The organism is Embleya sp. NPDC020630, from assembly GCF_044334985.1.
Taxonomy (GTDB): domain Bacteria; phylum Actinomycetota; class Actinomycetes; order Streptomycetales; family Streptomycetaceae; genus Embleya.
Genome location: NZ_JBIRUB010000003.1, coordinates 408,914 through 433,616, shown reverse-complemented (window position 1 = coordinate 433,616; position 24,703 = coordinate 408,914). Strand labels below are relative to the sequence as shown.

Here is a 24,703-nt window from a genome sequence, read left to right as displayed (position 1 = left end):
GATGAACGACTCCGGCCGCTGAGGGAGTTGAAGGCGGCCATCGTGGCAGACGTGCCCGAAGCGGCCTGCGCGGGCGGCGGCGCGGCTTCGGTGGCGTAGGCGGGATCGGGCGTGCCGTCGCGTTCAGCGCCGGTCATAGGGGCCGCCGCCCGGCGGGTGGTAGGTCGGTGGCACGGTGGGCCGGGGCGGCGCGGCGGCCTGTTGACGGGCCGCGAGCTCGCGGGCTCGGCGACGGCGCATGGTGACGACGGCGGCGCCGGCGCCGAGGACGACGACGGCCGCGGTGCCGATGAGGATCGGGACGAGGAGGTTGTCGCCGTCATCGGACTTGCCGGCGACTGCCGCCGGGGGCGCGGTAGTTGCAGGCGGCGCGGTCGCTGGGGGCGGGCCGCTCGACGCGCCGGTGGCGGGCGGCGCACTCGGCTTGTCCCCACGCACCCCGACAAGCGGATTCACATCGGCCGGCCCAGGCGTGTCGGTGGCGGCAAGGGCTTTGCGGGGACTCACGGCCCCGTAGCCAAAGGTGTCGGAAGGAACAGGCTCGGTAGGCCGATTGGCAGTATCGATCAGCCGCCGAATAACCTGATTCGCAGTCCAATCCGGATGCACCGACCACACAAGCGCCGCCACCCCAGAGGTAAGCGCGGTGGCATCACTGGAACCGGTGCCCAGGCAGTAGCGGGTCTCGGTGACGCAGGCGCGAGGGATGTCGGCGCCCGGGGCCGCCAGCGCGACCCACGACCCGCGCACGCTGTTCTTGGCGGGTTTGCCTTCACGATCCACTGCGCTAACGGCTAGAACTCCTGGGCGTGTCGCTGGGTAGACCGGTACGTTGTCTCGGCTATCCGGTGTATTTCCTGCGCCAGCGACGACTAGTTTTCCCTTGCTGAGCGCGTACGCTACAGCCTCCCCCTCAGTCGGAACATTGTTGCCTCCGGCCAACGAGATGCTGATGATTTTGGCATCGGAATCTGCGGCTAGACGAATGCCCTCCGCCACCGAATTTGTGTCCTGCCGACCGACCAAGCCATCGAGAGCTCTGAACGGCAGGATTTTGGCTCCGGGAGCCACGCCGTAGATTCCCTGCCCGCCACCAGCTCTGCCGTGACCAGCAATGAGACTCGCCATACCGGTGCCGTGACCATTGGCATCCCCGGCTGTGCTTAAACTAGGCAATACCTGCCCCACCAAATCCGGATGCGTAGCGTCGACGCCAGAGTCGATTACTGCAACCGTGATGCCGTTGCCGCGAGAAATCTTCCATGCCTCGTCGATTTTCCATGTATCCAAGTACCATTGCTGGGCGCGGAGGGAATCGGCCCGGGCGGGTGGTGCAAAGGTTCCACTGCCGATCAGAATCACGAAGAGCGTGCTGAGCATGACGGACAGCCGATGGGCTTGCAAAGGTCGTCCGCTCATACGACGTAGGTGTCCTTCCAAGGGTGGGAGGGGCGTGATCTATTCGATGACAGGTGGGACCACACCCGGCCGACGGGGGCCATCCCAGACGTTGTCGTCTTCATTGTCCACGCGAGGTGTGCGCCGACGGACCTGTTCCGAGCGAGCACCGCCTGTAAATGGGGTTCGTTCCCCGGGAGCCACAGGGTTGTGCTGTGTGCCAGCACCGACGGTTCTGGTTGCATTTGGCTCCGCAGAAAGCGCTTGCAACCTAGGGGAGTTGCGACTGGACGCGGCACGAGAGACGTTACCGACGGATCCACCTTGCGAAGCGGCTAGACGGCGACCAGATCCGCTAGTTGGTCGACCTGCTGGGAAGGCTGGCGCACCTGCTGCTCCGGGCATGCCTGCCGTACGCCCTGTCGGCCCTGACGTGGACGTGCCGCCAACGGGATTCGATGCTGGGCCGCGAGCTTCGGGCCGAGCGCTGAAGGTACCTCGCCCACCCCCATTTCCGGGCGCAGTCCCACTTCCCGGGACCACCCCTGGAGCTCTGCTTCCACCATGCGGGGGCGCGTCTCCTGGTCCTCCGGCGTAGCTAATCCGTGGGGTAGCCCCCGGACCTCTGGTGGTGCGGCTGCCTCCGGTGTGGGGCGTTGTGATCTGTCCCGAAACTGTGGAAGTGATCGGGCTAATCCCTGGAAGCCCACTGGGCGGATTGCCAGTAGGCATGGAACTGGGATTACTGCCGGAGCCTTGCGGAGCCCAGGGAACATCAGTTGCCGGCGATGCAGTGAGTGAAGTGCCACCTTGCAAATTTGTCGACTGCGGGGTGTAGGGGGTCGTCTCGCCAGGAGATCCGAAGCCAGGCACCCTGCCATCGCTCGGTTGTCCCGCAGGTGCCGAATAGATTCCGCTGCGCGAGCCGCTCGGTCCTGAACGAGTTTGCGGGGTGCCGCCGCTATGTTCACCGGCAGTACCGCCGACTGAGCTCGTGTTGGTGACTCCTACAATGGTTCTCTCTTGGTCGATTGGCCCGTATCCCGGGGGATTGGGGAATACCGGCGCCTGTAGGGCCTTCAGGTCGGAGGCGGCGACGCGGTAGGTCGAGGCCAACGTGCGCATTTGGGTTACTGCTTCGCGGTGGGCTGCGTCTACCTGGGCTTTGGCTTCCTCGTGGGCCTTGATGGGGTCGACGCCGCCGGGGGGTGGGTTTGTGGCGGCTGAGACGACCGCTACCGGGCCCTGGTTGGCTGTGGCCAGGACTGTCGGGGGCACCCGCGGCATGCGCATCTTGGCTACGAAGATTTGCTGGCCCACGTGGTTGACGTGGGTGCCGGCTGCCGAGACGTAGTCGCCGAGGCCGGCTGCGGCGGCTGTGACGCCGCCGGCCCAAGTGCGGAAGCTTTCCGCCGCCGGGCCTTCCCAGGCGCCGCTGAGGGCCTGGATGCACTGGGTGAGGCCGTCGGTGGCGGTTTGGATGCGCTGTGCGGTTCCGTGCAGCTTGTCGGCGTAGATGCCCAGTGCCGAGGGGTTCGCCCCCGCGATCATCGCCTGCAGTTGTTCGAGCGTGTATCCCTCGAAGTCGGTTCCGCCGCCGCCCGGTCCCCCGGTCGGCGCGCCGTCCGCGTGCACCATCAGATTCCCCCCACGACGCCGGATTCTTGAAGTCGTGTCATTCCAGGCCCACCGTGCCGCCCGACTTGGTCGTCGATCCCGTCGTCACCGGCGTCTGTCCACCCTGGCCGATCCGCGCCATGATCTCGTTCAACGCGCGGCGCGTGTCGTCGTCCACGTCGGCCGTGTTCGCGCCGGTGACCTTGATCGACAACTTCATCGCCGTGATCTGGTCGTGCAGCGTGGCGATCAGTGCGCGCAATCGGGTGGCGGTCTCCTGGATCACTCCGCCGATCATCGGGGCCTCCGCGAAGGACACTCCCAAGTCGTTTGCGCCGATCCCGTGTTCGGCCGGATTCGCCCCCGGATCCTCGCCGACCAGATCGGCGAGCACTCCCTCCAACGCCCCCTGAAACTTCTCCAGCATCTCCAGGCTGATCTGAAAACCGGATCCCGCCATAGCCAACGTTTCCCCCGGGCTTGGTGACCTTCGGCCGCGACCCTCCCCGGCGGACGTCGGACACGCCTGCGCGTCGCGGCGCTGACCATTGATCCACGAATGGTGAGCGGACCGCAAGAGGAGGCTGACGTTCCGTTATAACTATTCGGATGGTGGGTTCGGCGTGCCGTCGCAAAACGGGGCCCGACCGCCTTGCGGTCGGGCCCCGTTCGCGGCGCGTGCCGGCGAAACGCCGTCAGTTGTCCGGCAGCCAGGCCGTCTGGATCAGCTGCACGCCTCGCCGCCTGGTGATCAACTGGCCACGCCCCGGCGGGAGTTGGGTCGGCTTGACGTTGGCCATCAAGGCGCCCTCGTCCCGGTTGCCGGACAGGATCAGGCCGGACGTGCCCAGGTCGAGGAGCTTTTGCAGCACGGGCTCGTACAGCGCTCGGCCCGCACCGCCGCTGCTGCGGGCGATGATCAGGTGCAGGCCGACGTCGCGGGCCAGTGGCAGGAATTCGGCGATGCCGCCCACCGGGTTGCCGCTGGAGGAGGCCACCAGGTCGTAGTCGTCGATCAGCAGGAACAGTTCCGGGCCGCTCCACCAGCTCCGGTTGCGCAGCTGTTCCTGTGTCACCTCCGGCCCCGGGAGCCGCCGTTCGATGCCGCCGCGGATCTCGGCCATGAACGAGGTCAGCGCCGGCGCCGCCGCCGCGTACTCCAGCAGGTGCGATTCCGGGACCACGTCCAGGAGCGTGCGCCGGTAGTCGGACACGATGATCCGCGCCTCGGCCGGGGTGTACCGCTCGGCGATGCCCCGGGAGAGCAGCCGCAGGAAGTTGGTCTTGCCCGACTCGCTCTCGCCGAACAGCACGAAGTTCGTGTCGACGTTGAAGTCCAGGTACACCGGGCTGAGCGTCTGCTCGTCCACACCGATCGGGATCCCCCGACCGGACACCTGCGCCGGCGTCGGCAGTTGCTCGTACGGCAGCAACATCGGCAGCACCCGTACCGGCGGCGCGGGCGGCCCCGCCCACGCCGCCTTGACCGCGCCGACCATCGCCGCCATGCCCTCGCCCAGGTCCTCCGCCGTCGACGAGCCGTCGATCCGGGGCAGCGCGGCCAGGAAGTGCAGCTTGTCCGGGGACAGACCGCGACCGGGCGCGCCGGAGGGCACGTTCGCCGCAAGCCGCCGGTCGACCTCGGACTCCATCGTCTCGCCGAGCCGCAGTTCGAGCCGGGTCTGGATCTGGTCCTTGAGCGCGGGCCGGATCTCCGGATGCCGGGACGCGGAGAGCACCACGTGCACCCCGAAGCCCAGACCGCGCGTGGCGATGTCGGTGACCTCGGCCTCCAGCGCGTCGAAGTCGTTGCGCAGGGTCAACCAGCCGTCGACGAACAGGAAGACGTCGCCCCACGCCTCGTCCGGCAGCGTGCCCGCGGCGCGGCGTCGGCGGAAGGTGTCGATCGAGTCGATGTTGTTGACCCGGAACATCTCCTCGCGCCGGTCCAGGATGCCCTTGACCTCGCTGACGATCCGGCGCACCCGCTCGGCGTCGAGCCGCCCCGCCACCCCGCCCACGTGCGGCAGATCGCTCAGCGCGACCATCCCGCCGCCGCCGAAGTCCAGGACGTAGAACTGCACTTCGGCCGGTGTGTGGGTGAGGGCGAACGAGGTGATCATGGTGCGCATCAGCGTGCTCTTGCCGCTGCGCGGGCCGCCCACCACGAGCGCGTGGCCGGCCGCGCCGGACAGGTCCGCGTACATCACGTCGCGGCGCTGCTCGAACGGCTTGTCCACCAGGCCCAGCGGCACCACGAGGCGGCCGTTCGCCCCCCATTCGGGCGAGCTCAACCCGCGCTCCGCGGTGACCCGCAGCGGCGGCAACATCCGGTCCACCGAGTTCGACTCGGCCAGCGGCGGCAGCCACACCTGGTGCGCCGGCGGGCCCTGGTTGACCATCCGCCGCACGATCACGTCGAGCACGGTGTCCGCGAGCGCGCTGTCGACGTCCGGCTCGGGTTCTGGCTCCGGCGGCAGGTCCGGCTGACGGTTCCACGTGTTCGCGGCCGTCCACCGGCTGTCGAACAGCACCGGCATCGGCGAGCCCGTGCGGTTGCGCCGGACCCGGTCCGAGGCGCGGTAGGTGCCGGACACGTACGCGGCCTTGAACTGCACCATCGACTCGGTGTCGAACTTGAGGTAACCCGCGCCGGGCACCGACGGCAGGTGGTACGCGTCGGGTACGCCGATCGCCGCGCGCGACTCGGCGGCGGAGAAGGTGCGCAAGCCGATCCGGTAGGACAGATAGGTGTCCAACCCGCGCAGCCGGCCCTCCTCCAGCCGCTGCGACGCGAGCAGCAGGTGTACGCCCAGCGATCGGCCGATGCGGCCGATCTGGATGAACATGTCGATGAAGTCCGGCTTGGCGGTCAGCAGTTCGCTGAACTCGTCGATGATGATCACCAGCGAGGGCAGCGGCTCCAGGGCCGCGCCGGCCACCCGGGCCCGCTCGTAGTCGTGCATGTTGGCGTAGTTGCCCGCCGAACGCAGCAACTCCTGGCGCCGGTTCAGCTCACCGGTGATCGAGTCGCGCATGCGGTCGACCAGGGTCAGGTCGTCGGAGAGGTTGGTGATCACCGCCGCCACATGCGGCATGTCCGACATCCCGGAGAAGGTCGCGCCGCCCTTGAAGTCGGCGAGCACGAAGTTGAGGATCTCCGAGCTGTGCGTGGTCGCCAGCCCGAGTACCAGGGTGCGCAGCAGCTCCGACTTGCCGGAACCGGTCGCGCCGACGCACAGGCCGTGCGGACCCATGCCCTCCATCGCCGCTTCCTTGATGTCCAGCATGATCGGCTCGCCGTTCTGGCCGATCCCGATCGGCACCCGCAGCCGGTCGTTCGGCGGCCTGGGCCGCCAGGTCTGCGACACGTCGACCTGGGCCGCGTCGCCGATGCCCATCAGGTCGGTGAAGTCCAGGTTGGCCAGCAGCGGTTCGTCGTCGTCGTGCGCCGACAGCCGCAGCGGCGCGAGCTTGCGGGCCAGCGCCTCCGCGTCGCCCGCCGACAGGAAGTCCGGCACCCCCTCGTACGCGCCCGCCGTCGACTCCAGCGTCAGCCGGTCCTCCTCGGCGATGATTGCCAGCCCGCCGCGCAACTCGTCCAGCGGCCCGGGGACCACCTCGACGATGGTCACGCCCTGCAGCCCGTCCGCGCCCGCCAGCAGCGAGTTGGCCGGCACCCCGCCACCGTCGAGCACCACCACCAGATGCGGCTGGTCCAGCACCGGCTGCGCACCGGCCGCGAACCGCGAACGCCCGGCCAACTCCTCGGCCAGCCACTCCTCGATCTCGCCGAGGTCGCCGGCGATCATCCGCACCGAGCCCGCGCCGTCCGACTGGGACGGGTGCTGCACGTGCGGCAGCCACTTGAGCCAGTCCCAGCGCGGCAGCGAGTTCGTGTCGCACGCGACCACGATGCGCACGTCGTCGGGGGAGTGCAGCACCGCGAGTTGGCCCAGCATCGACCGGGTCAGCCCGTACACCCGCTCCGGCTCGCCCGAGACGGTCAGGTGATAGAAGGAGCGCAGCGAGACCGCCATCGGCAGATCGTCCAGCGTCGCCTGGGTGCGCAGGAACCGCCGCATGGCGTCCGCGCACAGCGGCTCCAACTCCTCCAACGGCGCGGTGTCCGGCGCCACCAGCGGGGTGGACAACTGCTGCTGACCCACCCCGACCCGGACCTGCCCGAAGTCGGGGTCACCGGCCCGCCGTTCCCAGATCCGCCGCTCGCCCGCGGCCACCGACCACAACTGGCCCGGATCCGGATGCGTCCACAACTGCGCGTCGCGCTGCTTGCGGGCGGTCCGTCGGACCTCCTTGCGCTGCTGGGCGAGGTACTTGAGGTAGTCGCGCCGGGAGTCGAGCATCTGCACCCGGTTGCCGCCGCGCGACTTGAGGATGTTGGCGACCACCATGACCAGCGACGAGATCATCATCATGCCGCCCATGACCATCATCATCTTGGGCGCGCCCGGCATGAAGAAGAAGCCCGCCGACCCGAGCATGCCCATCATCGGGAGCACGCTCATGATCCAGTTCTGATCGGTCGGGCGCTCCAACTCGGGTGGCGATTGGAGCCGGATCTCCTCCGTGGGGACAGGAGAGGGCAGCACCCTGGGCGGGCGCTTGACGATGACCACGGTCAAGGTGAATCAGCCTCATCCGTCGCGAGGATCCCGGACACGGATCGAACCCGCCGCAGAGCACGGAAAAAGGAGCAGGTGATGTGAGTCAACCCACCCCCGTCAGGGTCGTCTCCATGACACACGGTGGACAGGTGGTCCGTTCGTGTGTGCGCCGCATCCTACTGGCCGGTCTTCCCGACGCCACCGTCGCGTGAAGCGGTGACGTATAGAGTCGTCGTCCCGCCTCCTCGGGGTCGCGGGACACGGGGCGGCTACAAGCAGGGGGATCTGCACAGGTGAACTCCACGACCACGACGGTCACCACCGGGTTCGCCCGGATCACCGTCATCGCACCGGACTGTCGCGTCGACCTCGCGCTGCCGGAGGAGGTCCCGCTCGCGGAGCTGTACCCGGAGATCCTGCGGCTGTCGGGGCAGACCCAGCGCAACGGCGCGGTGACCGGCTTCCAGCTCACCAGGCTCGACGGCGAGGCGCTGGACAGCGGGCTCACGCTGGCCGCGCAACACGTACGCGACGGCGAACTGCTGCGCTTCACGGCGCTCGCGGACGCGCCGCCCCCGCCGGTGTACGACGACGTCGCCGACTCGGTGGCCACATCCGTCGCGGGCGAGCACCGGCTGTGGACACCGGAGATGTTGCGGATCGCCGGCCTGTCCGGCGCGGCCGTCTTCTTCACCCTCGGCGCCGTCGTGCTCTGGCGCATGACCCCCCTGCCGCACGGCCTGCCCGCCATCGTCGGCGGCTCGCTGGCCCTGGTGCTGACCGTGGTCGCGGGCGTGCGCGCCCGGGTGTACGGGGACCACTCCGGCGGCGCCGTGCTCGGCCTCGCCGCCCTGCCGAACGCGTTCCTGGCGGGCCTGGGCCTGATCGAGCCGCCCGTCCGCGAGGGCCCGGGCCGGGTCCAGTTCCTGGTCGCCTGCGTCGCCGTGCTCGTCGTCTCCACCCTGATCGCCGCCCTGCTGCCCGCCCGCGGCGCCGTCTACATCGCGGGCGCGGGCGCCGGCGCCCTCGGCACGCTCGCCACCTTCGGCCTGATCACCGTCGACGGCGCCCCCCGCGAGGCCGCCGCGGTCACCGGCACCGTCGCCCTCGCCATGATCGCCTTCCTGCCCTCCTGGGCGGCCCGCCTCGCCCGGCTGCCGATCGGCTTCCTGCCCTCCGACGCGCCGACCTCCCGCCAGAGCGACACCCTCGACCACGCCGACGTCGCCGCCCGCGCCCGCCGCGGCCACGAGGTGCTCAACGGCCTTGCCGGCGCGTGCGCCGCCGCGCTCGTCGCCTCCTGCGTCGTGCTCGGCGGCGTCGACACCCTGTGGGCCCGGGCGCTGACCGCCGTACTCGCCCTGGTCACCCTGTGCCGGGCCCGCCTGTTCCGGCACACCACCCAGGTCACCGTCCTGTACACGGCCGGCCTGCTCGGCCTGGCGATGCTGTTCGTCGGCCTGGCCCTGGACACCGGCATGGCGGACATGGAGCGCCAGGGCTGGATCTTCGCGCTGGTGTGCGTGGTCGGCGCGCTGCTCGCGATCGTGGCGACCACCGTGCCGTCGCGCGGTCTGTCCCCCTTCTGGGGGCGGCTGATGGACGTGCTCGAAGGCATGCTGATGGTGTCGGTCGTACCGCTGTGCCTGGCGGTGCTGGATCTGTACGACAAGCTGCGGAACATCACGGCCTGATGCGCTCCTGCTAGGGTTGTCCGTATCCCGGAGCCGCGTGCCCGGGATGCGTGCTGCCCACGGGCCGCGCGCCCGCACCATGTGAGCCCAGTCGCCGCCGTGAGTAAGACCGGTGGCGCTCACCACCTTGCAGAGGGAGAACACGTGTCGCTCGACACCGCAACGAAGAAGCAGATCATGGCCGACTACGCCACCAAGGAAGGCGACACCGGCTCCCCCGAGGTGCAGGTCGCGATCCTGAGCTACCGGATCAACGAGCTCACCGCGCACCTCAAGGAGCACAAGCACGACCACCACAGCCGCCGGGGCCTGCTGCTCCTGGTCGGCCAGCGTCGTCGCCTGCTCGGCTACCTGGCCAAGAAGGACATCGAGCGCTACCGCACGCTGACCGACCGCCTGAGCATCCGCCGCAGCGGCGTCGGCATCCGCTAGCAACACACGACGGGGGAGCGGCTTGCACAAGCCGCTCCTTCGCCGTATCCGGACGCGGTCTTTGTAGGCTGTGTTCCGCACGCGGGCATCCGCGGTGAGATAGAACAAGACAATCGACGTCGGTCGCGCCTCGCGCACGCCCGGCGACGAGGACGAACGACAGACACTGGGAGCGCCGCGTCGCGACCAAGGCGCCGACCTCCAGCGCCGGTCCTCGGTAGTGGCCCCCGGGTAACGCACCCGGGTGCTTCGATCGAAGACCGGCACGGTCGGCCCTCAGGCGTCATGCGCCGCGGACCTCCCTCGAAACGAACGAGGAGGGCACCCGTGGAGGGTCCCGACATCAGCTTCGCCGAAGCAGTCATCGAGAACGGCACCTTCGGCAACCGCACCATCCGCTTCGAGACCGGCCGGCTCGCCAAGCAGGCCGCCGGCTCCGCCGTGGTCTACCTGGACGACGACACCATGGTGCTCTCGGCCACCACCGCCTCGAAGCGCCCCAAGGACCAGCTCGACTTCTTCCCCCTGACGGTGGACGTCGAGGAGCGCATGTACGCCGCGGGCAAGATCCCCGGCTCCTTCTTCCGCCGCGAGGGCCGCCCGTCCGAGGACGCCGTGCTCACCTGTCGGCTGATCGACCGTCCGCTGCGCCCGTCCTTCAAGAAGGGCCTGCGCAACGAGATCCAGATCGTCGAGACGATCATGGCGCTCAACCCGGACCACCTGTACGACGTGGTCGCGATCAACGCGGCCTCGATGTCCACCCAGCTCGCGGGCCTGCCGTTCTCCGGCCCGATCGGCGGTGTCCGGGTGGCGCTGATCGACGGCACCTGGGTCGGCTTCCCGACGCACACCGAGCTCGAGCGCGCCGTGTTCGACATGGTTGTCGCGGGCCGCGTGCTCGACGACGGCGACGTGGCGATCATGATGGTCGAGGCCGAGGCCACGACCGGCACGATCGAGCTGGTCAAGGGCGGCGCCGAGGCGCCGACCGAGGAGGTCGTCGCCGACGGCCTCGAGGCCGCCAAGAAGTTCATCAAGGCGCTGTGCGCCGCGCAGGTCGAGGTGGCCGACAAGGCCGCCAAGGAGACCGGCGAGTTCCCGGTCTACCTGGACTACCAGGACGACGTCTTCGAGGCGCTGGCCGCCGCGGTGACCGACGAGCTGTCGGCCGCGCTGACCATCGCCGGCAAGCAGGCCCGCGAGAGCGAGCTCGACCGGGTCAAGGACCTCGCCGCGGAGAAGCTGCTCCCGGCGTTCGAGGGTCGCGAGAAGGAGATCGGCGGCGCGTTCCGCGCGCTGACCAAGAAGCTCGTCCGTCAGCGCGTGCTGCGCGACAAGGTGCGCATCGACGGTCGTGGGTTGACCGACATCCGCACCCTGTCGGCGGAGGTCGAGGTCATCCCGCGCGTGCACGGCTCGGCCCTGTTCGAGCGCGGCGAGACCCAGATCCTGGGCATCACCACGCTGAACATGCTGCGCATGGAGCAGATGCTCGACACGCTCTCGCCCGAGACGCGCAAGCGCTACATGCACAACTACAACTTCCCGCCGTACTCGGTCGGCGAGACCGGCCGCGTGGGCTCGCCCAAGCGCCGCGAGATCGGCCACGGCGCGCTCGCCGAGCGCGCCCTGCTGCCGGTGCTGCCCGCGCGCGAGGACTTCCCGTACGCGATCCGCCAGGTGTCCGAGGCGCTCGGCTCCAACGGCTCGACCTCGATGGGCTCGGTCTGCGCGTCCACGATGTCGCTGCTCAACGCCGGTGTGCCGCTCCGGGCGCCGGTCGCGGGCATCGCGATGGGCCTGATCTCGGACGAGGTCGACGGCAAGACCGAGTACGTGTGCCTGACCGACATCCTCGGTGCCGAGGACGCGTACGGCGACATGGACTTCAAGGTCGCCGGCACCAAGGAGTTCGTCACCGCGCTCCAGCTCGACACCAAGCTCGACGGCATCCCCGCGTCGGTGCTGGCCGCGGCGCTCAAGCAGGCCAAGGACGCCCGTCTGCACATCCTCGACGTGATGATGGAGGCCATCGACACTCCGGACGAGATGTCGAAGTTCGCGCCGCGCATCATCACCGTCAAGATCCCGGTGGACAAGATCGGCGAGGTCATCGGCCCGAAGGGCAAGATGATCAACCAGATCCAGGACGACACCGGTGCCGAGATCACCATCGAGGACGATGGCACGATCTACATCGGTGCCTCGGACGGCACCTCGGCCGAGGCCGCGCGGGCGACGATCAACGCGATCGCCAACCCGACGATGCCCGAGGTCGGGGAGCGTTACCTGGGTACGGTTGTCAAGACCACCACGTTCGGCGCGTTCGTGTCGCTCATGCCCGGCAAGGACGGCCTGCTGCACATTTCGCAGCTGCGCAAGATCGCCGGTGGCAAGCGCGTCGAGAACGTCGACGACGTGATCAAGGTCGGCGACAAGGTGCAGGTCGAGATCGCCGAGATCGACCAGCGCGGCAAGCTGTCGCTCGTCCCGGTCATCGAGGGCGAAGGCGACGCCGCCGAGGACACCGAGGACGCTGCCGCCAAGTGACGTCCTCCTCGTCGAAGAACCAGGCCGCCGCGTCCGCGCAGCGGCCTGGTTCCACGAAGACCCTGCTGCGTGACGCGGACGGTGTGGGTGCCGTCCGCCGCACGGTCCTGCCCGGCGGCCTGCGGGTGATCACCGAGAACATGCCGTCCGTGCGCTCCGCGACCTTCGGCATCTGGGTCGGGGTGGGCTCGCGCGACGAGACCCCCGCCCTGGCCGGCACCTCGCACTACCTCGAACACCTGCTGTTCAAGGGCACCGCGAAGCGCGACGCGCTGGAGATCTCCGCGGAACTGGACGCCGTCGGTGGTGAGATGAACGCGTTCACCACCAAGGAGTACACGTGCTACTACGCACGCGTGCTCGACACCGACCTCCCGCTCGCCATCGACGTGATCTGCGACATGGTGACCGGCTCGCTGATCGACTCCGAGGACGTGGACGCCGAACGCGGCGTGATCCTCGAGGAGATCGCGATGAACGAGGACGAGCCCGGCGACCTGGTGCACGAACTCTTCTACGACGCGATGCTCGGCGACGCCCCGCTCGGGCGGCCCGTGCTGGGCACCGTCGAGTCGATCAACGCGCTCACCCGGACCCAGATCAACGGTTACTACCGGCGCCGGTACAAGGCGCCGAACATGGTGGTGACCGCGGCCGGCAACGTCGACCACGCCAAGGTGGTCCGGCTGGTCAAGAAGGCGTTCGCACAGGTCAAGGTGGATGAGGACGCGGTCGCCGCGGCGCCGCGCGTCGGCGGTCGCGGGACGCGTTCGGCCGGCAGCGTCCGGGTGCTCAACCGGCCGACCGAGCAGGCCCATCTGGTTCTGGGGATGCCCGGCCTGGCCCGCGACGACGACCGGCGGTTCGCGCTCAGCGTGCTCAACACGGCGCTGGGCGGCGGGATGAGTTCGCGTCTGTTCCAGGAGATCCGGGAAAAGCGCGGGCTGGCCTACTCGGTCTACTCGTTCCACTCCGGCTACGCCGACCTGGGCGTGTTCGGCATCTATGCCGGCTGCCAGCCCAAGAAGGCCCGCCAGGTGATCGAGATCTGCCGGACCGAGCTGGAGCGGGTGGTGCGCGACGGGCTGCCCCGGGACGAGATCGATCGGGCGATCGGCCAGCTGCGCGGTTCGACCGTGCTCGGCCTGGAGGACACCGGGTCGCGGATGAGTCGGATCGGCAAGAGCGAACTCGTCTACGGCGAGCACCTGTCCGTCGACGAGGTGCTGGCTCGGATCGCCGCGGTGACCGCCGACGAGATCCACGACGTGGCGAAGGTCCTGTTCGCCGCGCGGCCGACGCTGGCCGTGGTCGGACCGTTCGCCGACGACGCGGACTTCGTCGCCGCGTCGGCCTGAACGACGGCGAAACCGTGCCGGCCGGGTCGCGAGCGGGTCGGCGGGCACGGAAGTTGGTGCGCTGCGATCGGCCGCGGTGCCGATCGGGGCGAAGAACTGTGCTGACGGGAGAGTGCGCGACATCATGACTGCGATCCGGGTGGGTGTGATCGGTGCGGCCGGCCGCATGGGCACCGAGGTGTGCCGTGCCGTCGAGGCGGCGGACGACCTCGAACTGGTGGCGCGCGTCGACGAGGGCGACGACCTCGCCGACCTCGCGAAGGCGGGTGCGCAGGTCGCCGTGGACTTCACCCATCCGGGTGTGGTCATGGGCAACCTGGAGTACTGCGCGGGCGCCGGGATCCACGCCGTCGTCGGCACCAGCGGCTTCACCCCCGACCGCTTGGCGCAGTTGCGCGAGTGGCTGGCGAAGAGCCCGGAAACCGGCGTCTTGATCGCGCCGAACTTCGGCATCGGCGCGGTGCTGATGATGCGGTTCGCGGCCCAGGCGGCGCGCTTTTACGAGTCGGTCGAGATCGTCGAACTGCACCACCCGAACAAGGTCGACGCGCCCAGCGGCACCGCCCGCCGGACCGCCGAGCTGATCGCCGAGGCACGGGAGGGCGCCGGCCTCGGGGAGATGCCCGACGCGACGGTGGACGACCCGGACGGCGCGCGCGGCGGCAAGGTCGACGGCGTGCCGGTGCACGCGGTCCGGCTGCGCGGCCTGGTCGCCCACCAGGAGGTGCTGCTCGGCGACGACGGCGAGATGTTGACCGTCCGGCACGACTCGTTCCAGCGCACGTCCTTCATGCCGGGTGTGCTGCTCGGGGTGCGTCGTGTCGTCTCCACGCCCGGCCTGACCGTGGGCCTGGAACACTTCCTCGATCTGGGCTGAGCATCGTGAGGCAACGTGTCACCGCGCTCGTGCTGATCGCGGTTCTGGTCTTCTACGTGTTCCTCGTCGGCAGTCGCGGCATGATCGCGATTCGCGACGGGCGGCCGGTCACCGTCGTGCTCGGGCTGGCGATCCTGCTCGTGCCGGTGGTGGGCGCCTGGTACATCTGGCGCGAGGTGCGCTTCGGCTTCGCGATGCAGCGGCTGGCCCGCGAGTTGGAGGCCGAGGGCGGGCTGCCGGCCGACGAGTTGGCCCGCACTCCCGGCGGACGGGTCGATCGGGACAGCGCCGACGAGGCGTTCGAGCGGCGCAGGGCCGAGGTGGAGGCCGCGCCCGACGACTGGCGGGGCTGGTATCGGCTGGCCGTGGCCTACGGCGACGCGCGCGACAACGCGCGCGGGCGCCGGGCGATGCTGACCGCGATCCGCCTGCACGCGGGCCGGGCGCCGGCCACGCGCTAGGGTCTGGCGCCGGCCGGCTGGTCGAGTTCCGCGGGGCCGGCCGGGTGGGGTGTGGCCGGCTGCGCGGCGGTCGGGTCCAGGGCGGTGAGCAGCCGGGGCGATACGGGCGCGGCCAGGATGCCCGCCACCGCGTCCACCAGGTCCTCCACGAACGCCGCGGGCGGCAGCACGTCGTGCGCCTGCCCCTCGTGGACGCGCTGCTCGCGATCGGCCGTCGCGTGTACGGCCAGGCTGCCGCCAAGGCGTAGCCGGTTGCGCCGCACCGCGCTCGGCAGGTGGCCCAGGGCCAGGTCGATCAGGTGGGCGAACTCCGGCGAGCTGCCCTCCAGGCCCATCGCCGGCAGCGCGTAGGCGGAGGCGCCCGGGTGCTGGTGCACCCGGGCCAGAAAGCGCAGGTAGAAGCTGCCCCCGACGTCGATCTGCTCGGCCAGCGGGCGCACCATGGCCTCGGCCAGGGCCCGGGGGTCCCGGTCGAGGCCGGCCCGGACCAGTGCGCGGACGAGGTCCTCGCGGCGCCCGTTGACCGCCGTGAGCCGGAAGCCGAAGATCGCCCGGATCAATTCCTCTTTGCTGCCGAAGTGGTACTGCGCGGCGGAATTGTTGCGCTGACTCGCCGCGACACTGATCCGGCGCAGTGAGATCGCGTCGATTCCGTGTACGGCGAACAGCCGCTCGGCGGTGAGCAGAAGGCGCTCGCGGGTCGGAGTTCGGCTCACGGCGCCCACGTTAAGTCGGCTGACTTACCCACTTCAATGGCACGTCGGTGTGGTCTTCACTGTTCGTCGGCCGTTTCGCCCGCCGATTTCCCGCTCGCGTCACGGGGATTGCCGTCGGGCGGAAACGGATCGACCCCGGCGTGGGGCACCGAACGTGGTCGGATTCGGCTCAGGGCATCGGGGAGACCGCCGTGTGCAGTCGCACCTGGCGGATCACCGCGCCGCCGGCTTCGTCCACCCACAGTTCGCGGGTGGCGCCGTCCGCGGCCCAGCCCGCGCCGGTCAGGAAGTCGTACAGCGGCTTGTCGTTCTCCAGGACCCAGGTCACCAGCGTGTCCACGCCGTCGGACACCGCGTCCGCGACGACCGCGGTGAGCAGCCGGGAGGCGTGCCCCTCGCGCTGTCGGGCCGGGTCGATCACCAGGATCGCCAACTCGCCCGCCCGGGCCGGGTCGAGGTCCTCGTCCGAGCCGGGGACGAGGGCCGCGAAGCCGGCGGCTGTGGAGCCCGCGCAGGCCACGAGCACGCGGTGGCGCGGTGAGGGTGGCGCGACCGCGGCGTCCTCCCATTCGGCGGCCAACGCCTCGGGTGTGGCCGCCGCCAAGGCCGCGGCGGGCAGCACCCCGGTGTAGGCGTCGTGCCAGGCCCGGGCGTGCGCGGCGCCCAGGGCGGGGCCGTCTCCGGAGTGGGCCGGCCGTACGTAGCAATCGCTCATGTGGTGCCCCCATCGTCGAGTTCGGCGCCGATTCTCGCGCGCCCGACGGTTTCCTGTCCGTTGCTCGCCGAACACACACACCCGTGGGCGACACGCGCCGCCGGCGTTCCCGCCCCTGCGCGTGGCGTGCGACGCTGTCGGCCAAGGATTGGTGGGCGCGGCAGCGGAGGATGGTCATGGGGGTCCGGGTCCGACGAATCGCCCCGGTGTGCGCGGTGGTCGCGGTGCTCGCGACCGGCTGCATGGTGGGTCCGACGATCGACGACGAGAAACCGAAGCCGGCCGCGGCCGGCCCCACCGGCAATCCGCCGGACCTGCCCGACAAGAATCCGACCGACGGCTCGACCCCGGCCGCCCCGCCGCCCTCGGGCGCGCCGCCGGCGTCCGACCGGACCGGACAGAAGAAGCAGACACACACCTACTCGAACGGGCTGACCGTCACCGCCCTGGCGCCGACGGTGACCCGGACGGCGGCCGTGCCCGGCGAGCGGCGCGAGACGGTCGACGTGGCGATCCCGATCCGCTACGGCAACCGCACCGGATCGAGCCTGGTCGCCGAACTGTTCCAGGTGACCCTGTACGCGGGGCCGGACGCGCTGCCGTGCGCCCTCGCCAAGGTAGGCCCGGCCCGCAGCGGCCCGGGTGAGGCCGCGGTGAACGCCGACACGGTGATCACCTACAACTTCGCGGTGCCGAGGGACCTGGTCGGGAAACTGGAGGTCCAGGTGCAGCCGTACATGGGCCGACTGGACCGGGTGACCTTCACGACATCCGCGGCGCTGCCGGCGGGTGCGCCGACGCGGCCCGCCGAGGGGCCGTCGACCCAGCCGAGCACGGTGGTGGTGCCGCGCTCCACGCCGACGAGCGCGGGGACGAGCACGGCTCCCAGCGGTGGTTAGGCTTGTCCGCCGCCGCACCCCCCTTCATCGACGCACGGCCGCGTGCGTTTGCCCGACGAGGAGCCACCCCGCGTGACCGAAACACCCCAGGAGAAGGCGGCCGACGTGCGATTCCGGGACGACGTGACCGTCGAACTGATCAAGCACAGCGCCTCGGACCAGGACGTGCTGTGGGCGGCCCGGGTCTCCACGGCGGGGGAGAAGTCCCTCGACGAGTTGGACAAGGACGCCTCGCGGTCCAGGGGATTGATCAACTACCTGATGCGCGACAAGCACGGCAGCCCCTTCGAGCACAACTCGATGACCTTCTTCGTCGGCGCCCCGATCTTCGTCTTCCGCGAATTCCACCGCCACCGCGTCGGATGGTGCCTCGCCGGTGACACGCAGATCACGCTGGAGAGCGAGGGAGGGCACCTGCGGCGCCGTTCGATCGCGGATCTCTACCGACTGTGGCATCACGGCGTCGAGGACACGCATGTGGTCGACAGGGGAGGGGTCACCCCGCACAAGGGGACGGGGAAATGGCGCGCCCAGGTCAGGCATGAGGGGCGGTACCACTTTCTCGGTTCGTACGAGGATCGGCAGCCGGCTGAAAGCGCCGTGGCCACATTCCGCGCGGAGCACCCCAACCGTCGCCGGCGGGTTCTGCAATCGGTGCGTCGCAACCACGTGCGCTGCTACGACGAACGCACGCTGGTCGCCGAGCGGGCGCAGATCCTGGACGTCATGCAGTCGGGGGTCAAGCAACTGCTGAAGATCACGACCGCCGACGGCCGTTCGCTGCGCTGTTCCGGGGATCATGCGATCTTCACGCCCGACGGGTGGGTCAAGGCCCGGGAATTGGCCGTCGGAGACGAGGTGATGGTTTCCGCAACGATGGTTCGCCCGTCGGAGGCCCTGGTACCACCGAGTCTGCGTCGCGGTATCGGGGTCTGGACGTCGATGCAGCGACAGCGGGCGATCAGGGACATCGACGTTTGTTACCTGTGTTCGAAAACGTATCCTCGCGAGGAACTGACGCTCGATCATGTGGTCCCGGTCGCGGCGGACCTGCTCAAGGCGCTCGACCCGCGCAACCTGTCGCCGGCTTGTGTGGACTGTCACCGTCGCAAGAGCGCCGACGAGCAGGCGTTGGCCCGTCGGGGCGGCAAGATGGCGGTGGCCAAGCCGGAACGGATCGTCGCCGTCGAGCCGGATGGTGAGGAGATGACCTACGACCTTTCGGTCGAGGGTCCCTGGCACAACTTCCTGGCCGACGGAATCGTGGTGCACAACTCGTACAACGAGGAAAGTGGGCGTTATCGGGAGTTGTCGCCGGTGTTCTATGTGCCTGCGGCGGAGCGGCGGCTGGTGCAGCGGGGCAAGCCGGGGGCGTATGAGTTCGTCGACGGCACCGCCGAGCAGCACGCGGTCGTCGACGAGGCGACGCGGGCGGGCTACGAGTCGGCGTACGCGGCCTACCGGCGCATGCTGGAGGCGGGTGTCGCGCGGGAGGTGGCGCGGACCACGTTGCCGGTCGGGCTGTACTCGTCGATGTACGCGACCTGCAACGCGCGCTCCCTGATGCACTTCCTGGGGCTGCGCACCAAGCACGAAGACGCGACCTTCCCGTCGTTCCCGCAGCGCGAGATCGAGATGGTCGCGGAGCGGATGGAGGCGGCGTGGGCGGAGTTGATGCCGCTGACGTACGCGGCGTTCAACGCCAACGGCCGGGTCGCGCCGTAGGGGCGAGCGCGGGGCCGGGGCTGGCTGAGCCGTCCGAGTGGTCAAATCGGCACATAGGGTGACATCGGAAATTTTTCGCCAGAATCCCTAAGGTTTCGCCCGTCGTGGTCGATACTGAAAGAGATCAGGCGCTGCTCGAACCCCCGAGCGGGCAGCGCCTGGTCCCTTGTTTCGTGCGGCCCGGTCCCCGGTTTCGTCCGGGTGTCGTTCGGGCCGGTGGGGCGGGCTCCCGGGCGGTGGAGGTCTCGGTGGAGGTCTCATAGGGCGGGTGCTACCCGCAGGTCAGGTGCCGGCCCGGTACGGTTTGGGCCATGGCTCCGACGTCTACCCCCCAGACCCCCTTCGGCCGGGTCCTCACCGCGATGGTGACCCCCTTCACGGCCGACGGTGCGCTTGACCTCCCCGGCGCCCAGCGCCTGGCCGCCCACCTTGTCGATGCCGGCAACGACGGACTCGTCGTCAACGGCACCACCGGCGAGTCGCCGACCACGAGCGACGCGGAGAAAGAGCAGCTGGTCCGGGCGGTTCTGGAGGCCGTGGGCGATCGTGCGTTCGTGGTCGCCGGCGTGGGTACCAACGACACTCGGCACTCGGTCGAGCTGGCCCGGCAGGCGGAGGCCGCCGGTGCGCACGGTCTGCTCGTGGTCACCCCGTACTACAGCAAGCCTCCGCAGGAGGGCCTGTACCGGCACTTCACCACGGTCGCCGACGCGACCGGGCTGCCGGTGATGCTGTACGACATCCCCGGTCGCAGCGCCGTGCCGGTCGAGACCGAGACCCTGGTCCGGCTCGCGGAACACCCCCGGATCGTGGCGAACAAGGACGCCAAGGGCGACCTCGCCTCGGCGAGTTGGGTGCTGGCCCGCACCGACATGGTGTACTACAGCGGTGAGGACATGCTGAACCTGCCGCTCCTGTCCATCGGCGCGGTCGGTGTGGTGAGCGTGGTCGGACACCTCGTTTCGGCGGAGCTTCGCGCGATGATCGACGCCTTCACGGCCGGCGACGTCGCCAAGGCGCGCGAGATCCACCAGCGTCTTCTTCCGGTGTGCACCGGCATTTTTCGTACCCAGGGCGTGATCCTCACCAAGGCCGCACTGGGATTGCAGGGCCTGCCCGCCGGGCCGCTGCGGCTGCCGCTGATCGAGGCCGACGAGGCACAGATCGCGCAGCTGAGGCAGGATCTTTCGGCGGGTGGGGTAGAGCTGTAAACAGGAATATCTGTAAGTAGTGCCCCGGGCGGGTACCACACCCGCTCGGGCCGAACACGAGCTTTTGCGCGTTCCCGTCCGGCCGAGTTTCGATCGGCCGGACGGCGGCACGTGGCGAGGAGAGAACTTGAGCCATCCCCACCCCGAATTCGGCCCGCCGCCGGTGCTGCCGAAGGGCGGCCTTCGGGTCACCCCGCTGGGCGGCCTCGGCGAGATCGGCCGAAACATGACCGTCTTCGAGTTCGACGGCCGGCTGCTGATCGTCGACTGCGGGGTGCTGTTCCCCGAGGAGGAGCAGCCCGGAGTCGACCTCATCCTGCCGGACTTCAGCTCGATCCGGGATCGCCTCGACGACATCGAGGCGGTCATCCTGACCCACGGGCACGAGGACCACATCGGCGCGGTCCCGTATCTGCTGCGGGAGAAGGCCGACATCCCGCTGATCGGGTCGAAGCTGACCCTCGCGTTCATCGAGGCTAAGCTCACCGAGCACCGCATCCGGCCGTACACCCTCGAGGTCAAGGAAGGCGACATCGAGCGGCTGGGGCCGTTCGAGTGCGAGTTCATCTCGGTGAACCACTCGATCCCGGACGCGCTCGCGCTGGCGATCCGCACCGAGGCCGGCACCGTCGTGCACACCGGCGACTTCAAGATGGACCAGTTGCCGCTGGACAACCGGCTCACCGACCTGCCGGCGTTCGCCCGGCTGGGCACCGAGGGCATCGATCTGCTGCTCGTGGACTCCACGAACGCCGAGGTCCCGGGCTTCATCCCGGCCGAGCGGGACATCGCGGGCGTGCTGGACCGGGTCTTCGCCGACGCCGACCAGCGGATCATCGTGGCCAGCTTCGCGAGCCACGTGCACCGCATCCAGCAGGTGCTCGACACCGCGTACGCCTACGAGCGCAAGGTCGCCTTCGTCGGCCGCTCGATGGTGCGCAACATGAAGATCGCCGGGGAACTCGGCTATCTGAAGATCCCCGCCGGTCTGGTCGTGGACGTCAAGACGCTCGACGACCTGCCGCCGGACGAGGTGGTCCTCGTCTGTACCGGCTCGCAGGGCGAGCCGATGGCGGCGCTGTCGCGGATGGCCAACCGTTCGCACCAGCAGATCCGGATCGTCGAGGGCGACACCGTGGTGCTCGCGTCCTCGCTGATCCCGGGCAACGAGACCTCGGTCTACCGGGTGATCAACGGGCTGACCCGGTGGGGCGCCAAGGTCGTGCACAAGGGCAACGCCAAGGTGCACGTCTCCGGCCACGCCTCGGCCGGTGAACTGCTGTACTTCTTCAACCTCACGCGCCCGCGCAACCTGATGCCCGTGCACGGCGAATGGCGCCACCTGCGCGCCGCCGCCGATCTGGGCGTCAAGACCGGGGTGCGCAAGGACCGGGTGGTCCTCGCCGAGGACGGGCTCACCGTCGACCTGGTCGACGGTGTCGCCAAGATCACCGGGAAGGTGCAGGCCGGATACGTCTACGTGGACGGTTTGTCCGTGGGCGACGTGACCGAGTCCTCGCTCAAGGACCGTCGGATCCTGGGCGAGGAGGGCTTCGTGTCCGTGTTCCTCGCCGTGGACTCCAGCTCGGGCAAGGTGGTCGGCGGGCCGACCATCACGGCGCGGGGATCGGGTATCGACGACGCCCGGTTCGACGCGGTGATCCCGAAGATCGAGGAGATGCTGCAGAAGGCGGCCGCCGACGGGGTGGCGGAGCCGTATCAGTTGCAGCAGCAGGTGCGGCGGATCGTGGGCAAGTGGGTGTCGGACACCTATCGGCGCCGGCCGATGATTCTGCCGGTTGTGGTGGAGGTCTGAGACCTCGTCGATCGTTTTGCGTGGGGCCCGCTACGAAATCTTCGTAGCGGGCCCCGTGTGGTTCGGGGGTGGGGTTGGGGGTGGGCGTGGTTCGGGGAGTCGGCGGTTGTGGTCGGGGGCGGTGGCGGGTTGTTGACCGGATGTGCGAGGCGGTGGGTGTGGGGTGGCTGCGTTTGGCGGGTCATGGCGGCCCTTGTCGGGCATGTTGTGTGGCGCGGGGGAGGGTGATGGTGGCGTAAAGCGGGGGTGACATGGGGGGTTTGTGGCTTTTTTGTGGTGTGAAGGTCGGGTTCTCGTACTTATGGGTGGTTCGACTGCCTGCTCCTAACGTCGGTCGTGTTCGGAGGGCAGCCGCTCTCCGGGCGCTGGACAGGTCGACACGGTCGACAGGATCGGCAGTCAGGAGCACACATGTATGCGGTACAGCGGAACCGGCGTTGCGGCGGTCCACGAGGGGGCACTCCGCCGCCCGCGCCTTCGGGCGCGCCGATCCCGGTGCCCGGGCGGCGGCCGGCCGCCGGGTTCGGGCGATCGCGGCGTGGGCGGGTCGCGGCGCTCGCGCTGAGTTCGTGTGCGGCGCTGGGTCTGGGCGCGGGGATGACGGGCCCCGTCTCGCCGGCGGCGGCCGCCCCGCGCTGCGACCACGTGGCGAAGGACAACCGGCCGGAGCTGCGTGAGGGGGATCGGGACGACGCGGTCGCCCAGGTGCAGTGCCTGATCGATACGAGGTCCGGAGCCCCCGGCGAGTTGCCGGAGACCGGGGTGTTCGACGCGGCCACCGCGGACGGGGTCCGGTGGGTGCAGAAGTGCAACGGCCTCGATCCGTCGGGGGTCACGAACGAGGCCACCTGGAAGGTGCTCTATCGCGCGAAGAAGGGATGCGGGCGGCAGGCGGAGCACACCGGCACCGAGTAGCGGGTGCGGGCCGGGCGGGAGGCGGAAGGGGCGTCGGCGGGTCGGCCGGGGTCGGGTCGTGGGGGCGGCCGGGCCGAAGTCGTACACAGGCCGGGTGTGATGGTCACACCCATCCCGGGGGCTGTGGACGACGGACGGCGCGCGTGGAGGGGGCGCGCGCACACTGGCCCGCATGACGCCGACCGATCTTTCCGCACTGCTGTCCCGGCCCTTCACCCTCGCCGTCGCCGCCCGCCACGGGGTCGGCCGGTCGGTCGTCCGACGCCTGGTGCGCGACGGCGACGTGCGTCGGGTCATACACGGGGTCTACGTCGGCGCGCACGTCGACGACACGCCGGAGGTGCGGGCCCGGGCCGCGGTCATGGTTCTGCCCCGCGGGGCCGTGGTCTGTGGGCGCACCGCGGCGAGGTTGCACGGCGTGCGGGTTCCGGCGCGGCCCCGGACGCAGGCGCGGCGCGCGGCACCGATCGAAGTGGTCGTGCCGGTGGGGGCGGCTCTGCCCCGCCGGCACGGCTGCCGGGCGCGGATCATGGCGCTCGGGCCAGGGGAGACGGTGTGGCGGGCCGGGATTCCGGTCACCTCGCCCGCCCGGACCGCGGCGGACCTGGTCCGGACCTCGGATCGGGAGACCGGCGTGGTGGTGCTCGACGGGTTCCTGCGGGCCGGGCTGATCGCGCCCGACACGTTGGCGGCACTGGTCGAGCGCTACGCCGGACATCCGGGGCGCCATCGGCTCGCCGAGGTGGTGCGGCTGTCCGACGGGCGCAGCGCGGGCGAGGACGAGACCCGGCTGCGGCTGGCACTGCTCGACGCCGGGGTGCCGGCGGCCGAGGTCGGCTGGGAGATCCGGTCGGCGTTCGGTCGGGTCCTGAAGCGCTTCGCGCTGGCCTGGCCGGGGGCGCGGGTCGGGGTGGAGCTGACCGACGACCGGCAATGGGTCAGGGCGCGGCCTCGGAGCATCGCCGGGCAGAGCTGGCTCGTATTGCACTGCCCGACGCTCCAGGCGCGCGAGCGGCCGGCGGCCACGGTCGCCCGGATCGGATCGGAGTTGCGGCTGCGGGAGCGGCGAAATCGCGGCGACATCGCCGCGTAGGCGCCGGCATGCTGCGGCGATGAACGTGGACGAGGCAGGGCCGGTGGTCACCGATCGGCTGGAGTTGATTCCGGTCGAGGTCGGTCACGCCGAGGAGATGGCGCGGGTGCTGGGTGACCCGGCACTGCACACCTTCATCGGTGGTGAGCCGGAGGACGTGGACGCGCTGCGGGCGCGCTACACGCGCTGGGCGAAGGGGTCGCCGGATTCCGGCGTGGTCTGGTTGAACCGGGTGATCCGGCTGCGGTCGCGGGGGTGTCTGGTGGGCACGGTCCAGGCCACGGTGGGGCCCGGTCCGGTCGCCGAGGTGGCCTGGGTGGTCGGAACCCCCTGGCAGGGCCGGGGCATCGCCAAGGAGGCGGCGGTCGCGTGGGTGGCCTGGCTCCGAGCCGGAGGCATCGAGGAAATCCGCGCCCACATCCACCCGGCCAACACAGCCTCCGCCGCAGTAGCCGAAGCGGCGGCCCTGACCCCCACCGAAACCTGGCAGCAAGGCGAACAACGCTGGTCCACGACCCACACGACGCCGACCCCCGAGTGAACCCGACCACACCACCCGCATCCGCGACTCGCCCCGCTGCGCTCTCCGCCGGCG

General features: G+C 70.1%; 19 protein-coding genes and 1 pseudogene. 14 read left to right on the top strand and 6 right to left on the bottom strand.

Features of this window, described 5'->3' with window-relative positions:
- Nucleotides 1-123: 123 nt before the first annotated feature.
- From mycP to eccCa, 4 genes are all read right to left on the bottom strand, one after another.
- Entirely contained in the window at nucleotides 124-1,380 is a 1,257-nt protein-coding gene (gene mycP, locus ACH4XV_RS13345) for a type VII secretion-associated serine protease mycosin (protein ID WP_395789260.1), read from the bottom strand.
- A 353-nt stretch (nucleotides 1,381-1,733) separates the two neighbouring features.
- Nucleotides 1,734-1,964 (bottom strand): hypothetical protein, encoded by a 231-nt coding sequence (locus tag ACH4XV_RS13340; protein WP_395789258.1) that lies wholly within the window; start codon nucleotides 1,962-1,964, stop codon nucleotides 1,734-1,736.
- Nucleotides 1,965-3,073: 1,109 nt separating this feature from the next.
- The gene (locus ACH4XV_RS13335; RefSeq protein WP_395789256.1) at nucleotides 3,074-3,475 is read right to left on the bottom strand and encodes a hypothetical protein; all 402 of its coding nucleotides are present in this window, start codon (nucleotides 3,473-3,475) and stop codon (nucleotides 3,074-3,076) included.
- Nucleotides 3,476-3,710: 235 nt separating this feature from the next.
- Entirely contained in the window at nucleotides 3,711-7,661 is a 3,951-nt protein-coding gene (eccCa, locus tag ACH4XV_RS13330; protein ID WP_395789254.1) for a type VII secretion protein EccCa, read from the bottom strand.
- Nucleotides 7,662-7,936: 275 nt separating this feature from the next.
- Between eccCa and eccD the strand changes: the two genes are divergently transcribed.
- From eccD to ACH4XV_RS13300, 6 genes are all read left to right on the top strand, one after another.
- Entirely contained in the window at nucleotides 7,937-9,337 is a 1,401-nt protein-coding gene (eccD, locus tag ACH4XV_RS13325; protein ID WP_395789252.1) for a type VII secretion integral membrane protein EccD, read from the top strand.
- A 144-nt stretch (nucleotides 9,338-9,481) separates the two neighbouring features.
- Entirely contained in the window at nucleotides 9,482-9,769 is a 288-nt protein-coding gene (rpsO, locus tag ACH4XV_RS13320; protein WP_020553079.1) for a 30S ribosomal protein S15, read from the top strand.
- Between the two features lie 327 nt (nucleotides 9,770-10,096).
- On the top strand, nucleotides 10,097-12,322 hold the full coding sequence (locus ACH4XV_RS13315) for a polyribonucleotide nucleotidyltransferase (RefSeq protein WP_380003103.1): 2,226 nt from the start codon (nucleotides 10,097-10,099) through the stop codon (nucleotides 12,320-12,322).
- Nucleotides 12,319-13,680, top strand: coding sequence for a M16 family metallopeptidase (locus ACH4XV_RS13310; RefSeq protein ID WP_395789249.1), 1,362 nt, complete (start codon nucleotides 12,319-12,321; stop codon nucleotides 13,678-13,680). Before ACH4XV_RS13315 ends, ACH4XV_RS13310 begins: the two co-directional genes overlap by 4 nt.
- 124 nt (nucleotides 13,681-13,804) lie before the next feature.
- On the top strand, nucleotides 13,805-14,557 hold the full coding sequence (dapB, locus tag ACH4XV_RS13305; RefSeq protein WP_395789247.1) for a 4-hydroxy-tetrahydrodipicolinate reductase: 753 nt from the start codon (nucleotides 13,805-13,807) through the stop codon (nucleotides 14,555-14,557).
- A 5-nt stretch (nucleotides 14,558-14,562) separates the two neighbouring features.
- A complete protein-coding gene (locus tag ACH4XV_RS13300; protein ID WP_395789245.1) occupies nucleotides 14,563-15,018 on the top strand; it encodes a hypothetical protein in 456 nt (151 codons plus the stop codon).
- Here the strand turns inward: ACH4XV_RS13300 and ACH4XV_RS13295 are convergent.
- Nucleotides 15,015-15,734, bottom strand: a complete 720-nt coding sequence (locus ACH4XV_RS13295; RefSeq protein ID WP_395789243.1) for a TetR/AcrR family transcriptional regulator — start codon at nucleotides 15,732-15,734, stop codon at nucleotides 15,015-15,017. The two genes, ACH4XV_RS13300 and ACH4XV_RS13295, sit on opposite strands and share 4 nt — an antisense overlap.
- A gap of 169 nt (nucleotides 15,735-15,903) precedes the next feature.
- The gene (locus ACH4XV_RS13290) at nucleotides 15,904-16,449 is read right to left on the bottom strand and encodes a GNAT family N-acetyltransferase (RefSeq protein ID WP_395789241.1); all 546 of its coding nucleotides are present in this window, start codon (nucleotides 16,447-16,449) and stop codon (nucleotides 15,904-15,906) included.
- A gap of 176 nt (nucleotides 16,450-16,625) precedes the next feature.
- Between ACH4XV_RS13290 and ACH4XV_RS13285 the strand changes: the two genes are divergently transcribed.
- From ACH4XV_RS13285 to ACH4XV_RS13250, 8 genes and pseudogenes are all read left to right on the top strand, one after another.
- Nucleotides 16,626-17,348: a hypothetical protein gene (locus tag ACH4XV_RS13285; protein ID WP_395789239.1), complete on the top strand. Its 723-nt coding sequence runs from the start codon at nucleotides 16,626-16,628 to the stop codon at nucleotides 17,346-17,348.
- A gap of 72 nt (nucleotides 17,349-17,420) precedes the next feature.
- A pseudogene (locus ACH4XV_RS13280) lies at nucleotides 17,421-17,714 on the top strand (FAD-dependent thymidylate synthase); the annotation flags it as partial.
- A 111-nt stretch (nucleotides 17,715-17,825) separates the two neighbouring features.
- Complete coding sequence (gene thyX / locus ACH4XV_RS13275; protein WP_395789980.1) at nucleotides 17,826-19,073, top strand: FAD-dependent thymidylate synthase; 1,248 nt, start codon at nucleotides 17,826-17,828, stop codon at nucleotides 19,071-19,073.
- A gap of 311 nt (nucleotides 19,074-19,384) precedes the next feature.
- Nucleotides 19,385-20,284 (top strand): 4-hydroxy-tetrahydrodipicolinate synthase, encoded by a 900-nt coding sequence (gene dapA / locus ACH4XV_RS13270; RefSeq protein ID WP_395789237.1) that lies wholly within the window; start codon nucleotides 19,385-19,387, stop codon nucleotides 20,282-20,284.
- Nucleotides 20,285-20,411: 127 nt separating this feature from the next.
- The gene (locus ACH4XV_RS13265; protein ID WP_126638412.1) at nucleotides 20,412-22,100 is read left to right on the top strand and encodes a ribonuclease J; all 1,689 of its coding nucleotides are present in this window, start codon (nucleotides 20,412-20,414) and stop codon (nucleotides 22,098-22,100) included.
- Between the two features lie 597 nt (nucleotides 22,101-22,697).
- On the top strand, nucleotides 22,698-23,015 hold the full coding sequence (locus ACH4XV_RS13260; RefSeq protein WP_395789235.1) for a peptidoglycan-binding protein: 318 nt from the start codon (nucleotides 22,698-22,700) through the stop codon (nucleotides 23,013-23,015).
- A gap of 172 nt (nucleotides 23,016-23,187) precedes the next feature.
- Nucleotides 23,188-24,108, top strand: coding sequence for a type IV toxin-antitoxin system AbiEi family antitoxin domain-containing protein (locus ACH4XV_RS13255; protein ID WP_395789233.1), 921 nt, complete (start codon nucleotides 23,188-23,190; stop codon nucleotides 24,106-24,108).
- A 19-nt stretch (nucleotides 24,109-24,127) separates the two neighbouring features.
- Nucleotides 24,128-24,649, top strand: a complete 522-nt coding sequence (locus ACH4XV_RS13250; RefSeq protein WP_395789231.1) for a GNAT family N-acetyltransferase — start codon at nucleotides 24,128-24,130, stop codon at nucleotides 24,647-24,649.
- Nucleotides 24,650-24,703: the final 54 nt, after the last annotated feature.